Below are 14,093 nucleotides of genomic sequence, written 5' to 3' on the forward strand. Positions count from 1 at the left end.
AACCTAATCAGAGGAAGGATGTTGGACTTCAATGCGCTCGCCATCCTAGTGAAAGTGGTGGAATTAGGCAGTTTTACGCAAGCGGCTGAGGCACTGGGAATGACAAAATCGACGGTCAGTCGAAAAATTTCTGATCTTGAGCGCAATTTAGGCGTGCGTTTGATCACGCGCTCCACGCGCAGTTTAAAGCTGACCGCAGAGGGCGAGCGCTTTTACCAATCGTGCCTGTTGGCGAAAGACATCATGGAGCAGGCAGAAGTTGAAATCACCGCTCACCAAGAATTGATCCAAGGGGATTTAAATGTGGTGATGCCCGTTGAGCTCGGTCATCAGGTATTGGGGCCTTACATCAACGAGTTCATCAAGCTGCACCCGCATATTCGCGTGCACCTTGAGATGAGTAACCGTGAAGTCGACATTATTGGTGAAGGCATTGACCTCTACGCGCAAGTGGGGACACGCAAAGACTCAAACCTCGTTTCACGCCTGCTCACCAATTCAACCCGTGTGGTAGCGGCAAGCCCAGCGTATTTAGCCGAAACTGGCATGGTGCAAAGCCCTACCGATCTTCGTTCACCGCATCGCCAAGTCAAAGTGTATAACCAAGCGGTTAAGCTGCTGGCGTGGGAGTTATTTGACAAGCAAGGTCAGAGTTTTAGTGTCGACCTCCCCTATCAGCTGCGGGTCAACACCATCACGGCCTCGTTGCAGGCATGCCTTGATGGCCTCGGCATTGCGGTATTGCCGACGTTCTTATGTCGTCCTCACTTTGAGTCAGGTCGTTTAGTCCAACTGCTTAGCGACTGGCAAATGCCGACGGTACCCATCAGCTTGGTGTATGCCAATCGTACCTTGATGCCCAAACGACTCCGCACTCTGATTGACTATTTAGTAACGCGCCTAAACGAAGACATGCAACAAGGTGTGAGTGCCACACGTATCGGCTAACAGGCGACCGCTCGCCGTGAAGGCGTGACCGCAAGCCGCGAATAAAAAAAGCTGCCAATAGGCAGCTTTCTGGGTCTCGGTCATTCGCCAATTAGCGAATATCAATCTCTGCAAAGTTTTTAATCACATCATCCAGCGCTTTCATTTGCGCAAGGAAAGGCTCGAGTTTATCCAGCGGTAGTGCTGAAGGGCCATCACAACGTGCGTTATCTGGATCTGGATGCGCCTCAATGAACAAGCCCGCAATCTTGGTTCCTAAACCAGCACGCGCTAAATCTACTGTTTGTTGGCGACGGCCACCAGATGCAGCGCCCATAGGATCGCGACATTGCAGGGCATGAGTAACATCAAAGATGATCGGGCTGCCGTTAGAGGCCTTTTTCATCACATCAAAGCCCAGCATATCTACGACCAAGTTATCGTAACCGTGGCAGCTGCCACGCTCACACAAAATCACTTTCTCGTTGCCGCACTCCGCGAATTTATCCACGATATTCCCCACTTGCCCAGGGCTCATAAACTGGGGTTTTTTCACGTTGATCACCGCATCGGTTTTAGCCATCGCTGCCACCAAGTCGGTTTGGCGGGCCAAGAACGCTGGTAGCTGGATCACGTCCGCCACTTCCGCTACGGGTGCCGCTTGCTCTTGCTCATGAATGTCGGTGATCACTTTGACGCCAAAGGTGCTTTTCAGCTCTTCAAAGATCTTCAGGCCTTCTTCCATTCCCGGTCCACGGTATGAGTGTACGGATGAACGATTCGCCTTATCAAAGGAGGCTTTGAAGACATAAGGGATGCCCAGTTTGTCCGTTACCTTGACGTAGTGCTCACAGATTTGCATCGCTAAATCGCGAGACTCCAGCACATTCATGCCAGCAAATAGCGTAAAAGGACGGTCGTTAGCCACTGGCATATCGCCAATATGAACGGTTTTTTGCGTCATGGTCAGTTCCTTGGTCGCACTAAACGTAGCGCGCTAATGTAAAGTCGGTTGTTCTTCGTTGAGCACTTTCACTTGCATCTTTAACAGCTCTGCCGCCGGATCATCCGGGCATTGCTCAATAAAGTACTCATAGTCGGTCGCCGCAACCCGATCACAATCGAGTTGCTGAAAGATATAGCCGCGATCGCGAATCTCGTATGGGTCGTCAGGGCTAAAGGTTAGCGCGAGTTCGCTACAACGTAATGCCATCGCGTACTTTTCTTCGCGCAACAACGCACTTTTGGCGACGGCCAACCAACGACCAATGATCGATGGGTGGTCACTCACTTCAAGGTGCGATGGCTCTAGCTCAGCAAACGGCCCTTGACTGCCTATCAGCCAGCCACGCAGGGTTCGCATACTAACACGCTCACCATCAAATGGATTGAGGTATACGGGGGTGTCTTCTAACTCATCAATGCGCAACAGCAGCTGAGTTGGAAAGCCTACCGGTTTGACGGGTAGCGAGAGGCGCTCACACAGGTACAAAAAGATCGCACCTAGCGAGACTGGGATCCCTTTTTTGCGCGACAGTACATGGTGAATAAAGACGTTCTCCGAGGAAAAGTATTGCTCGAAGTCGCCCGTAAATTGCCATTGATGATAGAAAAGGCGACGCAAGCCCTCGAGGCGCAAAGCCATATCGGGTTCGCTACCCAGCAGATGTTCGGCTTCGTCCGCCAACAGCTCCAGTGAGGCCTGAACGTGATTAACATCGATCGACGGATCGAGCGCGTGGTTCAATGTTAAGGCGCCCTCTGCCAGTGTGAGCTGATCCAGTTGTTGATCGGTTAATGGCATCCTGTTATCCCATTAGGTGTGGTACTTTCGTTAACGCTAAATTGGCTGCTGCATACGCCCAACCCAAGGCGCCAAAGAACGCAAAGGTGCGAAAGAGTTTGCCACGGCTGTAGTGCAAGGTGACAAATCCGAGCGCAATGTAAGCCAGTACACAAGTCAGCTTTTCGGTCATCCACGCCCCGCTTGGCGTAAATGGCACAAAACCTGTTACAAAAATCAGGCCAATTCCGGTGGTCAATAATACGGTATCGACAACATGGGGTGTCACTTTGACCCATTTTTTGTTGAGCATCTCACTGCCACGCATCACCCAGAAAAAGCGGATCACGAACAGCGAAAGGCTCAAGACAATACTCAATAAATGGGTATGCTTTAGTGCCATGTAGATCATAAAAAGTTCCTGCTTCCAGTCAGTTAGAATTATACGTTCTGAGCGACAGTGACTCTATCGAGCCCAGCGAGATCCTGCTGGGTTGCAATATTGCCCCATCCTTGTCGTTGCCAAAGCGCGCGCACTGCTGCGCCTTGGTCATAGCCATGCTCTACCATTAGCCAACCAGATGCGGCCAAATATGTCCGCGCAGTCGCACCAATGTGGCGAATATCTGCCATCCCGCTCTCGTCTGCCACCAACGCACTCGCCGGTTCAAACCGTACGTCGCCTTGCTGCAAATGCGGATCGGCACCGTCGATATAGGGCGGGTTGCTGACAATCAGATCAAAAGGCTGCATGTCGCTGAGCGCATCAAACCAATCACTTTGAATAAAGTGCGCATTGGTGATTTGATTGTCGTGTGCATTCCGGCTGGCTAATAATACCGCCTCAGGCATCACATCGACGCCCACCACAGTGGCATCGGCACGCTCTGATGCAATCGCCAATGCAATCGCCCCCGTGCCTGTGCCTAAATCCAATACCCGACATGGCTTATCCGGTAACACCGCCAGTGCTTGCTCGACTAACAGTTCCGTTTCTGGGCGTGGGATCAAGGTCGCGGGCGATACCGACAGGCGCAGCGTCCAAAAGTCGCGATAGCCAAGAATATACGCCACGGGTTCGCCTTGCAGACGACGCGCAAACAGCTGACGAAACTGGGCAAGCTGAGCAGCGGTCAGTTTACGGTCAGGCCAGGTATACAAATAACTGGTGGGCTGATCGAGCACGTGACAAAGCAGCACCTTCACGTCAATGGCCGCCGAGCCATGCCCGACAGCGCTTAATTCATGGGTACTATCCGCTAACAGTGCGCTAATCGTGGCAGTCATAATTATTGTTGCTCTGACAACGCCGCGAGTTGGTCGGCCTGATGCTCTTGAATCACAGGGTCAACCAAGCTATCCAAATCGCCTTGCATCACTTCATCTAAACGATAAAGGGTTAAGTTAATACGGTGATCAGACACTCGGCCTTGTGGATAGTTGTAAGTACGGATACGGTCGGAGCGATCGCCTGAGCCTAACAAGTTACGACGTGTTGAGGCTTCTTCGGCAGCGCGCTTTTCTTCTTCCGCTTTAATCAAACGAGCGGCCAGTACTGACATCGCTTTGGCGCGGTTTTTGTGCTGCGAACGTTCGTCCTGACACTCCACCACTGTGCCGGTTGGCAAGTGGGTAATACGAATGGCCGAGTCGGTGGTGTTAACGTGCTGCCCCCCCGCACCCGATGCACGGAAAGTGTCCACTTTCAAGTCAGCAGGGTTAATCTCTGGAATTTCTGCTTCTGGCACTTCAGGCAAGATAGCAACGGTACACGCAGAGGTATGTACGCGGCCTTGTGATTCTGTCGCCGGCACGCGCTGGACACGGTGGCCGCCAGATTCAAATTTCAGCACACCATATGCGCCCTCGCCTGCCACGCGCGCGATCACTTCTTTAAAACCGCCGTGCTCACCATCGCTCGCGCTGATGATTTCAATCTTCCAGCCACGTTGCTCGGCATAACGGCTGTACATACGGTATAGGTCGCCTGCGAAAATCGCGGCCTCATCACCGCCAGCGCCGGCACGGATCTCAAGGAAGCAGTTGCGATCATCATTAGGGTCTTTAGGGAGGAGCAAGATTTGCAGCTCGTCGGTCAAGTCGGCAATGCTCTGCTTGGCCTGTTCGACTTCCTCTTGCGCCATTTCGCGCATCTCTGGATCGTCCTCATTTGCCATTTCTTCTGCGGCTACCAAGTCTTCTTGTGCTTGCTTGAACTGACCAAAACACTTAATCACTTCTTCAAGCTGAGAGTATTCTTTTGACAGCGCACGGAACTTGTTCTGATCGTTAATGATCTCTGGCGTACCCAACAGGTGCTGAACTTCTTCATAACGCTCGGCCAGTGATTCTAGCTTGGCTAAAATTGATGCTTTCATAAATCTCTTCGTTAGTTATCACTGTCCAGCCCAAGACAGGCACGCATCACCGCCAGTTTTTCTGGCTCACCATTTTGTGCTGCTTGCTGCATTGCCTGTGTCGGCGTATGGATCAGTTTATTTGTTAGACGATTGCTCAATTGGCGCAATACGCTTTCGGCATCTGCGCCATTGGCCAACGCCTGAATGCTTTGTTCAAGCTCGGCTTGTTTGATCTGCTCCGATTGAGTGCGGAATTGCTTAATACTATCAACCGCCTCTCGTGAGCGTAGCCAACGCATGAAATCGGCGCTTTCTTCCGTCACGATCGCTTCGGCTTGGATCGCGGCTACTTTACGCTGTTCGCGATTGCGTTCCACGATAGATTGCAAATCATCCACACTATACAGATACGCGTCGGCTAGGTTGCCCACTTCTTCTTCAATGTCTCTTGGCACGGCGATATCGATCAGCAACATTGGCTGGTGACGGCGCTGTTTCAGTGCTTTTTCTACCATGCCTTTACCGATAAGCGGCAACGGGGCGGCCGTTGAGCTAATCACGATATCTGCTTTCGCCAAGTGCTCTGGGATCGCTTCAAGCCCAATCACCTGCGCATTAAATTGGTCTGCCAAACACTGCGCACGAGATTGAGTCCGATTGGCCACGATAATGTTGCTGCACTTGTGTTCATGCAGGTGCTTGGCCACTAATTCTATCGTCTCACCGGCCCCGACCAGTAAGGTGGTGACGTCGGATAACGACTCAAAGATCTGACGCGCTAAGGTACAAGCCGCAAAAGCAACAGAGACCGCATTGCCGCCGATGTCCGTTTCGGTTCTCACCCGCTTGGCAACGGCGAACACTTTTTGAAACAGCTTTTCCAGCGGGCCCGCAATCAGATTGGCTTTTCCGGAACTGGCATAAGCCTGCTTCACTTGGCCTAGAATTTGTGGCTCACCGAGTACCAAAGAGTCCAACCCACACGCTACGCGCATCAGGTGTTTCACCGCCGCTTGTTCCTCGTGATAGTAAATGCTTGCCATCAAGCTATCACTGCTTAGGTGATGAAAATTGGTCAACCAATCCACCAGCACGCCGATCCCCGGCTGACGCATGTCGGCGTACAGCTCAGTACGGTTACACGTTGAGACGATCACACAGCTTCGCACTTGAGGGTGGTCGGTCAGTTGCTGCAACGCTTGTTCCAGTTGTTGCGGCGAAAAGGCGACTTTCTCCCGCAAGTCAACGGGGGCCGTTTTGTGATTGATTCCGAGAACTAACAGGCTCATGAAGCGTTGTTACCGACAGCACCAGTAAGGATTGGAGCGGAGGATTTTACTTGATGGCCCCCGTGAATTAAAGCGAACATTGATATGCATCATCCTCTTGGCGTGGAAATGTGAAGCCTCGCGAGATTGGTGGCTTCCTCGCCAAACCCGTACCGCATGCACGGATACAGGCACGATAGGCGTCTTCTTTCTCCGCACAGCTTGTGGCAAAGTAAGCGCATCACGGCCCTGATGCCGCTTTATTGACGTCAAAGAAAGGATACTCAGCACATGCTTGCTCCCCTACGCGCCTGCGTCATCGCCGCCTGTATTGCCATTTTATCGGGCTGTGCCACCGCTCCACCACCGTCGACCCAATGGCAAGCGCATCAGTCGGCGTTAACGGCCATCGATAGCTACACGGCGAAAGGCAAGGTCGCGTTTATTTCACCCCAAGAGCGGTTTTCAGCGAATTTGTATTGGCATCATCAGCCAAAACAATCCACGCTCCGTCTGACCAATTTTTTAGGGACCACGCTGCTCTCGCTGACTATCGGTCCACAGCGTGCCACCGTGGTGGATGACCAAGGCCAAGTTTATACCGACTCAAATGCAGCTCGCTTAATTGAGCGGTTGACCGGCATGTCGTTACCGATTGACGCGCTGCCCGCTTGGTTGCTTGGCTTGCCACAATCGCGAGATCAATTTGAGCTCGGCGATGACAACCGCCTCGCCCGTTTAAGTAACGCCCAAGGCTGGACCATTGATTATCTCGGTTACGATGGTAGCACGCAGCCGGCGCTGCCTTCGCGTATCACCTTAAAAAGCTCCCAGCAAACCGTAAAGCTGGTTATCTCCAATTGGACGCTTGATGATGAATGACACCACATTTTGGCCCGCTCCCGCCAAACTGAACCTCTTCTTGTATATCAATGGCCGCCGTGAGGACGGCTACCACGAACTCCAAACCTTGTTTCAGTTTTTGGACGTGGGCGATACCCTTGCCATTACGCCTAACCAAACAGGGACGATCAGCCTCAGCCCTGCCATGGAAGGAGTGAAAGAAGACGATAACTTGATTGTCAAAGCCGCCAAGGCGCTGCAAGCCCACACAGGATGTCCCTACGGGGCGCACATTGATATCGACAAACGGCTCCCTATGGGCGGTGGATTAGGTGGCGGGTCATCAGATGCCGCCACCACCTTGGTTGCGCTCAATCATTTATGGCAGACCCAGGTCAGCGCTGATGAATTGGCGGCTCTTGGATTGCGTTTGGGCGCTGATGTGCCTATTTTTATTCATGGTCAGGCAGCATTGGCTGAGGGCGTGGGTGAAAAATTTACACCGGTGTTACCGGAAGAAAAAGTTTACTTAGTGGTTAAGCCGGACGTGTCGATTTCGACCGCTGCAATTTTCACGCATCCTCAGTTGCAAAGAAACACGCCAAAGCGCACAGTTTCTGAGCTAATGGGGCAAAAATACGAAAACGATTGCGAAAAGATAGCCCGTAAACAATTCCCCGAGGTTGATAAGGCTGTTTCGTGGCTGCTAGAATACGCGCCGTCTAGGATGACTGGGACAGGCGCGTGCGTGTTTGCCGAGTTTGACACCGCACAAGATGCCCAGGCCACACTCGACATAATGCCTAACTGGCTGACAGGGTTTGTTGCACGTGGGTTGAACCGTTCACCCCTACTTGATGCGCTACAGCAGCAAACTGTGAGTCAGTGACTACTAAATGGATGCAACCCGAGGTTTCCACCGTGCCTGATATGAAGCTGTTCGCTGGTAACGCGACACCCGTTCTCGCCCAACGTATCGCAAACCGTCTTTACATGTCACTGGGTGACGCCACTGTCGGCCGTTTTTCTGACGGCGAAGTGTGTGTTCAGATTAACGAGAACGTGCGCGGTAGTGACGTGTTCGTCCTCCAATCTACCTGTGCACCGACCAATGACAACTTAATGGAATTGGTCGTGATGATAGACGCGTTCCGACGTGCATCGGCAGGTCGTATAACCGCAGTAATCCCTTACTTTGGTTATGCCCGTCAAGACCGCCGCGTACGTTCCTCCCGTGTTCCTATCACCGCAAAAGTTATTGCAGATTTTCTTTCCAACGTTGGCGTTGACCGCGTCCTTACCGTTGATCTCCACGCAGAGCAAATCCAAGGCTTCTTCGACGTGCCTGTCGACAACATCTTTGGCACCCCTGTTTTGCTTGAAGACATGCTAGCGAAGAACTTGGAAGATCCTGTTGTTGTCTCTCCTGACATCGGCGGCGTGGTTCGTGCGCGTGCAACCGCGAAACTGCTCGACGATACCGACATTGCCATCATCGATAAACGTCGTCCACGTGCGAACGTGTCTCAAGTTATGCACTTGATTGGTGACGTTGAAGGCCGTGACTGCATCATCGTTGATGACATGATCGATACCGGTGGCACTCTGTGTAAAGCCGCTGAAGCGCTGAAAAACCGTGGTGCTAAACGTGTATTCGCTTACGCGACTCACCCTGTATTTTCTGGCGACGCGCCGAAAAACATTGCGGAATCTGTCATCGATGAAATCGTGGTGACCGACTCCATTCCGCTAAGCGCAGAAATCCAAGCGACCGGCCGAGTCTCACAACTGACTCTGTCTGGCATGCTAGCGGAAGCGATTCGCCGTATCAGCAACGAAGAATCCATCTCTGCGATGTTTAATTCGTAATAGACGCATCCTTAGTAACAGCGCCCTGCCTCTGAGCAGGGCGTTTTTTTATCTGTCTATTTTCAGTGCTGACTCGACCGCTGAGTCGTAACAATGGTAGGATATGGCGCCTTTTGGGGTGGGCAGAATGCTCACCGGCTATGATGGGTAGATAAACAGCGAGAAACATCGTGAGTAATCAGATCCGCTTATTAGTTGGATTGGCCAATCCGGGGCCAGAATATGCCCAAACACGCCACAACGCGGGCGCTTGGGTCGTGCAAGAACTTGCGCGGATCCACAATGCACCGCTGAAAGAAGAAAAAAAGTTTTTTGGCCTGACCGGCCGCATTACCGTACACGGTCAAGATCTGCGTTTGTTGATCCCAACCACTTACATGAATTTGTCCGGTAAAGCCGTTCAAGCACTGGCTAATTTTTACAATATTCCCGTCGATGCCATCATGGTGGCGCATGACGAGCTAGACTTGCCACCGGGTGTGGCAAAGTTTAAGCAAGGCGGTGGACACGGAGGGCACAATGGCCTGCGTGACATCATCAGTAAATTAGCTAACGATAAATCGTTCTACCGACTCCGGATTGGTATTGGCCATCCGGGTCACAAAGACAAGGTAGCGGGATATGTGCTCACCAAAGCCCCCGCCAACGAGCAAAGCCTGATCGAACAGGCCACGGACGAGGCGGTTCGTAGCCTCGATATCTTGCTCAAAGACGATCTTGCCAAAGCGCAAAACCGTCTGCATACCTTCAAAGCACAGTAATTTTTGATTAAAGGGTTACCATCTCATGGGTTTTAAATGTGGCATCGTGGGCCTACCAAACGTAGGTAAATCCACTCTGTTTAATGCACTGACCAAAGCTGGCATTGACGCAGCTAACTTTCCATTCTGTACCATCGAGCCAAACACAGGCGTGGTGCCTGTGCCTGACTTGCGCTTGGATGCGTTAGCCAAGATTGTTAACCCCCAAAAAGTGCTGCCAACCACCATGGAATTTGTGGATATCGCGGGACTGGTAGCCGGTGCATCACGTGGTGAAGGCTTAGGAAATAAGTTCCTCGCCAACATCCGCGAAACCGATGCAATTGGTCACGTGGTACGTTGTTTTGAAAACGACAACATTGTTCACGTTGCCGGTAAAGTCGACCCTGCGGATGACATCGATGTTATCAACACCGAGCTGGCACTGGCCGACCTTGAAAGCTGTGAGCGCGCCATTCAGCGCAACACCAAAAAAGCTAAAGGTGGCGACAAAGACGCCAAGTTTGAGCTAACAGTGCTTGAAAAACTGCTGCCTGTGCTGGAAGAAGGCAACATGTTGCGTTCTGTCGAGCTAAGCAAAGAAGAAGAAGCGGCAGTACAATACCTCAACTTCTTGACGCTTAAGCCCACTATGTACATTGCCAACGTCAACGATGATGGCTTTGAAAACAACCCTTACCTCGACAAAGTACGTGAGATTGCCGCGCAAGAAGGTGCCACCGTGGTTGCCGTGTGCGCGGAAATTGAAGGCGAAATTGCCGAGTTAGACGCCGAAGAAGCGGCTGCGTTCTTGGAAGAAATGGGGCTGGAAGAGCCAGGCCTTAACCGTGTGATTCGCGCCGGTTATGAACTGCTTACCCTGCAAACCTACTTCACGGCGGGTGTTAAAGAAGTGCGTGCTTGGACCGTGCCAATTGGCGCCACAGCACCGCAAGCGGCGGGTAAAATCCACACTGACTTCGAAAAAGGCTTTATCCGTGCTGAAGTGGTCGGTTATGAAGACTATATTGCGAACAATGGCGAAAGCGGCGCGAAAGAAGCCGGTAAATGGCGCCTAGAAGGTAAAGACTACATCGTAAAAGATGGCGATGTGATCCATTTCCGCTTTAACGTATAAGCGCGTAATGCCTCTTGGGTGAGTTGTCGAGACCCCACCCTTATCAGATAAAACCAGCCTCCGGGCTGGTTTTTTTATTCCCACCGTTCAACGCGGTCCGCCCCCTCCTCGGTAGGCTTTGCCGCTAAATTGTCCAAAATGGCGATTATTGCAGCCAATGAATGCAAAATCGCAAAAAAAACAATAACCAGACCTTGACGACTTTCGCCCAGATCCGCATAATTCGCAGCGTCTTAAGGCACTACGCCTGACAGAGTGGCTACGTAGCTCAGTTGGTTAGAGCACATCACTCATAATGATGGGGTCACAGGTTCGAATCCCGTCGTAGCCACCATTATTTTTATAATTCGGTCTGCGTTTTCGTCACCGGGTTATCCACCTTTTGCGGAGGTGGCGGAATTGGTAGACGCGCTAGCTTCAGGTGCTAGTGTCCGAAAGGACGTGAGGGTTCAAGTCCCTCTCTCCGCACCAAGTTAGGCAACGCCTACTGGGGTATCGCCAAGCGGTAAGGCAACGGGTTTTGATCCCGTCATTCCCAGGTTCGAATCCTGGTACCCCAGCCATATTAAAAAGCCCACATCATGTGGGCTTTTTTGCGTTTAGGGACATAAAAAACGTTCCGCGTTATTTCCCTGCTTGTTGATGTTCATTCCCAGCCAATTCATCCTAACAACGTTTCTCCCTTTCAATTTGCGAGCAAAGAGACCTCGGCCAAGTGAGCGCAGTGCTAGCCGTTCACTTGGACTCTAGTATCTGGCTGATTGCCATAAAAAGCTCGTTGGAGAATCGAAGAGCTCGAACCTAACTAGACCCACACTGTGACTAGTTTTAAAAAAGAAGATATCCTGCGGTAAACCCAACCACCATCACGACGATAGCCGTAAGCGCCATATTGCTGATGACCCATTCGTCCATTATCTACTCCTCATGTATTTGTGCCTTCATAAAACTATACCAGAGAAATACCATTCATTTGTTGTACCGCCTCACCTCTTCATCCTGTGCGTAAAGAAGACTTAGACTTGCTAGACACACCAGTCTGTAATCGTTTCGTACGCACGAAATAATAGATGCTTAAGATGGGGGCTGTATTCGCAATATCTGATGAAAACGAAAACTACACTGACGACAATCTCAGACAACTTCATACTATTACGCTGGAAGTGTGGAGTTAAGTAACTATTGCAGCCCTAATTTCCTCTTCGGGTGCTCTGAACGTGATTTTTCGCAGAGTCCGTATTCGTGGATTCAATCTTACAGCCTTTTAAAACCAAAATCGTTACGTAACTTCTGCATAAGCGGAATAAGGAGAACACTAACCAAGTAAATATCGAAGAGACCGAATATTTACTTATTGTGACAATAAGACATAAAGCCAATCAGGAATAACGAAACAAGCAGCGATTGTCACCACAGCGAACACTAATAATCCGTAATGGCTTGCGGTTGGTTTTGCAAAAAGATGTTTTTGATTAATGATAAAAATTTGTTGTTCTGCAGTCACGAAGCCCCAGCGATGACTTACTAGTACACCAAATAAAAGAAAGACAAACGTACCGATTGGTGCGAACCAAGGCCAAGCCACATCAAGATACTTGGCAATAAATACCGCCATGACACTCGTGATACTCCCAACAATAACGCCTTTTTCATTTGCTTTCGTCCAAAACAGACCAAGTACAAATGAACCCAAGCGTATACCAACAAAAATAGAAGTCAGACTAGCGATGGTTTTGAGCACCGATTCGTTCGATACCGCTAAGAGTGCTGGCACCATTACCATGGCTGCGGCAAGCAAGCTGATCTTTCTTGCAACTGTTTCATAGTGCTTATCGTTGGCGCTCTTGCAAACGAAACGTTTGTAGATATCGAATGTTGCGACCGTCGCCATTGAATTATAAGTTGAATCCAACGTCGACATTGCAGCCGCTGCTAATGCTGACAGAATCAAACCAACCACGATTGGATTAGTATGTTTGAAAACAAAATCCAAAATCACTTCGTTACTATTTTCAAACGATTGAGTTTGATAGAAAACACTCAGCAGCACACCGAGTATCGCAAAGAATAAGTACACAAAAAACGCACCATAACCGCATAACAGCATCGACTTCTGCGCAGTCTTTTCACATTTAGTCGCCAGAGTACGTTGAATGATCAATTGATTGGTACCATACACACTCAAATGCAAAAAGCTCACAGCAATTACACCTGTCCAAAGTGTGGTATCCACGCCTATGTCAAAGTCCAAATTAATTATATTCAGGTGATCACGAGAAAGGTAACCAGCCGTATTGATATCTGACATTAGAATGATAACTATGGCAATACAGCCTACAACCAATACGGCAGATTGCATCATATCAGTCCAGATAACAGTGGAAATCCCTCCTACATAAGTATAGAAGGCGGTGAAAATACTGATGTAGATAATAGCCTCTGAAATACTTATAGGCAGAACTTGTACTAAGATAAGCGCCACTACATACAAGATAACACCAGCAGAAATACATTGAACCACAATAAACACAATCGAGTTGATGGTTCTTGCATACACACCAAAACGGTGCTCAAGGTATTCATAAATAGAAGTTAGACCCAACTTATAGAAAACGGGGACGAAGAAAATGACTGAGAAAAAGATGACAATGGGATAGTTAAGATGAATGCTCATCGCTTCCATACCAGAGCTATAAACCCATCCAGGCATCCCTACAAACGTCATCGCACTAATGTAAGTCGCAAGTATCGAAACACCAGCCGTAAACCAGCCAAATTGTTTCCCACCTGTGGAAAAGTCAGCATCACCACAGTGGCGCTTACCCACTAAGAAGCTGATTATTATGGTAATTGTTATATATAACGCAACTACCAAAAAGCTTGAGTACGTAACCATTAAAAGGTTTCCCTAATGCTGGGTAGCTCATTATCATTTCCAGATATTACTTCAAAAAATCACTTCCGAATAAAAACCCCGCTATAAATGTGATTCTTGTCACTAATAAAGACGAACACATACACATTATTTCCTAGAACTTTAAGTAATGAGATCATTGTCACCAAAACATAAAAATGGGTACGTATTCATCGAAAGGTTGACCATGATCACGGTTCTAATTGACTTAAAAAAACTATGATTCAGCCCAGAGCGAAATAGAAGATGAT

Annotated in this window: 13 protein-coding genes and 3 tRNA genes; 9 read left to right on the forward strand and 7 right to left on the reverse strand. The window is 49.8% G+C overall.

Annotated features, from left to right (window positions below; all coding sequences use genetic code 11):
• The first annotated feature begins 21 nt into the window (after positions 1 to 21).
• Positions 22 to 948, forward strand: a complete 927-nt coding sequence (locus tag E8E00_RS09495) for a LysR family transcriptional regulator (protein WP_096631626.1) — start codon at positions 22 to 24, stop codon at positions 946 to 948.
• Between the two features lie 91 nt (positions 949 to 1,039).
• On the opposite strand, the gene kdsA is transcribed toward E8E00_RS09495, so the two are convergent.
• Genes kdsA through hemA form a run of 6 tightly spaced genes read right to left on the reverse strand, consistent with a single transcriptional unit; the run spans position 1,040 to position 6,359 of the window.
• On the reverse strand, positions 1,040 to 1,891 hold the full coding sequence (kdsA, locus tag E8E00_RS09500; protein ID WP_077457326.1) for a 3-deoxy-8-phosphooctulonate synthase: 852 nt from the start codon (positions 1,889 to 1,891) through the stop codon (positions 1,040 to 1,042).
• Positions 1,892 to 1,924: 33 nt separating this feature from the next.
• Positions 1,925 to 2,731: a SirB1 family protein gene (locus E8E00_RS09505; protein ID WP_069587373.1), complete on the reverse strand. Its 807-nt coding sequence runs from the start codon at positions 2,729 to 2,731 to the stop codon at positions 1,925 to 1,927.
• Positions 2,732 to 2,735: 4 nt separating this feature from the next.
• A complete protein-coding gene (locus E8E00_RS09510) occupies positions 2,736 to 3,119 on the reverse strand; it encodes a SirB2 family protein (RefSeq protein ID WP_069587478.1) in 384 nt (127 codons plus the stop codon).
• 32 nt (positions 3,120 to 3,151) lie between these two features.
• Entirely contained in the window at positions 3,152 to 3,997 is an 846-nt protein-coding gene (gene prmC / locus E8E00_RS09515; RefSeq protein ID WP_096631213.1) for a peptide chain release factor N(5)-glutamine methyltransferase, read from the reverse strand.
• Between the two features lie 2 nt (positions 3,998 to 3,999).
• Positions 4,000 to 5,088: a peptide chain release factor 1 gene (prfA, locus tag E8E00_RS09520; RefSeq protein WP_069587375.1), complete on the reverse strand. Its 1,089-nt coding sequence runs from the start codon at positions 5,086 to 5,088 to the stop codon at positions 4,000 to 4,002.
• A gap of 11 nt (positions 5,089 to 5,099) precedes the next feature.
• Complete coding sequence (hemA, locus tag E8E00_RS09525; RefSeq protein WP_069587376.1) at positions 5,100 to 6,359, reverse strand: glutamyl-tRNA reductase; 1,260 nt, start codon at positions 6,357 to 6,359, stop codon at positions 5,100 to 5,102.
• A 270-nt stretch (positions 6,360 to 6,629) separates the two neighbouring features.
• On the opposite strand from hemA, the gene lolB reads away from it, so the two are divergent.
• The 8 genes from lolB to E8E00_RS09565 all read left to right on the forward strand — a co-directional run bounded on the left by lolB (position 6,630) and on the right by E8E00_RS09565 (position 11,491).
• Positions 6,630 to 7,220, forward strand: coding sequence for a lipoprotein insertase outer membrane protein LolB (gene lolB, locus E8E00_RS09530; protein ID WP_096631211.1), 591 nt, complete (start codon positions 6,630 to 6,632; stop codon positions 7,218 to 7,220).
• A complete protein-coding gene (ispE, locus tag E8E00_RS09535; RefSeq protein WP_077457334.1) occupies positions 7,210 to 8,070 on the forward strand; it encodes a 4-(cytidine 5'-diphospho)-2-C-methyl-D-erythritol kinase in 861 nt (286 codons plus the stop codon). Before lolB ends, ispE begins: the two co-directional genes overlap by 11 nt.
• Positions 8,071 to 8,102: 32 nt before the next feature.
• Positions 8,103 to 9,050 (forward strand): ribose-phosphate pyrophosphokinase, encoded by a 948-nt coding sequence (locus E8E00_RS09540; protein ID WP_131825056.1) that lies wholly within the window; start codon positions 8,103 to 8,105, stop codon positions 9,048 to 9,050.
• A gap of 170 nt (positions 9,051 to 9,220) precedes the next feature.
• Positions 9,221 to 9,811, forward strand: coding sequence for an aminoacyl-tRNA hydrolase (gene pth / locus E8E00_RS09545; protein WP_069587379.1), 591 nt, complete (start codon positions 9,221 to 9,223; stop codon positions 9,809 to 9,811).
• Positions 9,812 to 9,836: 25 nt separating this feature from the next.
• Positions 9,837 to 10,928 (forward strand): redox-regulated ATPase YchF, encoded by a 1,092-nt coding sequence (gene ychF / locus E8E00_RS09550; protein WP_069587380.1) that lies wholly within the window; start codon positions 9,837 to 9,839, stop codon positions 10,926 to 10,928.
• Positions 10,929 to 11,185: 257 nt separating this feature from the next.
• Positions 11,186 to 11,262: transfer RNA gene (locus tag E8E00_RS09555), tRNA-Met, on the forward strand.
• Positions 11,263 to 11,312: 50 nt separating this feature from the next.
• Positions 11,313 to 11,399: transfer RNA gene (locus tag E8E00_RS09560), tRNA-Leu, on the forward strand.
• A gap of 17 nt (positions 11,400 to 11,416) precedes the next feature.
• Positions 11,417 to 11,491 (forward strand) — tRNA-Gln (locus E8E00_RS09565).
• A gap of 788 nt (positions 11,492 to 12,279) precedes the next feature.
• Here E8E00_RS09565 and E8E00_RS09570 read toward each other — a convergent pair.
• Positions 12,280 to 13,824 carry a sodium/solute symporter gene (locus tag E8E00_RS09570; protein WP_096631205.1) on the reverse strand — a complete coding sequence of 515 codons (1,545 nt, stop codon included), beginning with the start codon at positions 13,822 to 13,824 and terminating at the stop codon, positions 12,280 to 12,282.
• Between the last annotated feature and the right edge of the window lie 269 nt (positions 13,825 to 14,093).

The sequence above is a fragment of the Salinivibrio sp. YCSC6 genome, assembly GCF_004916735.1.
Classification (GTDB): domain Bacteria; phylum Pseudomonadota; class Gammaproteobacteria; order Enterobacterales; family Vibrionaceae; genus Salinivibrio; species Salinivibrio proteolyticus.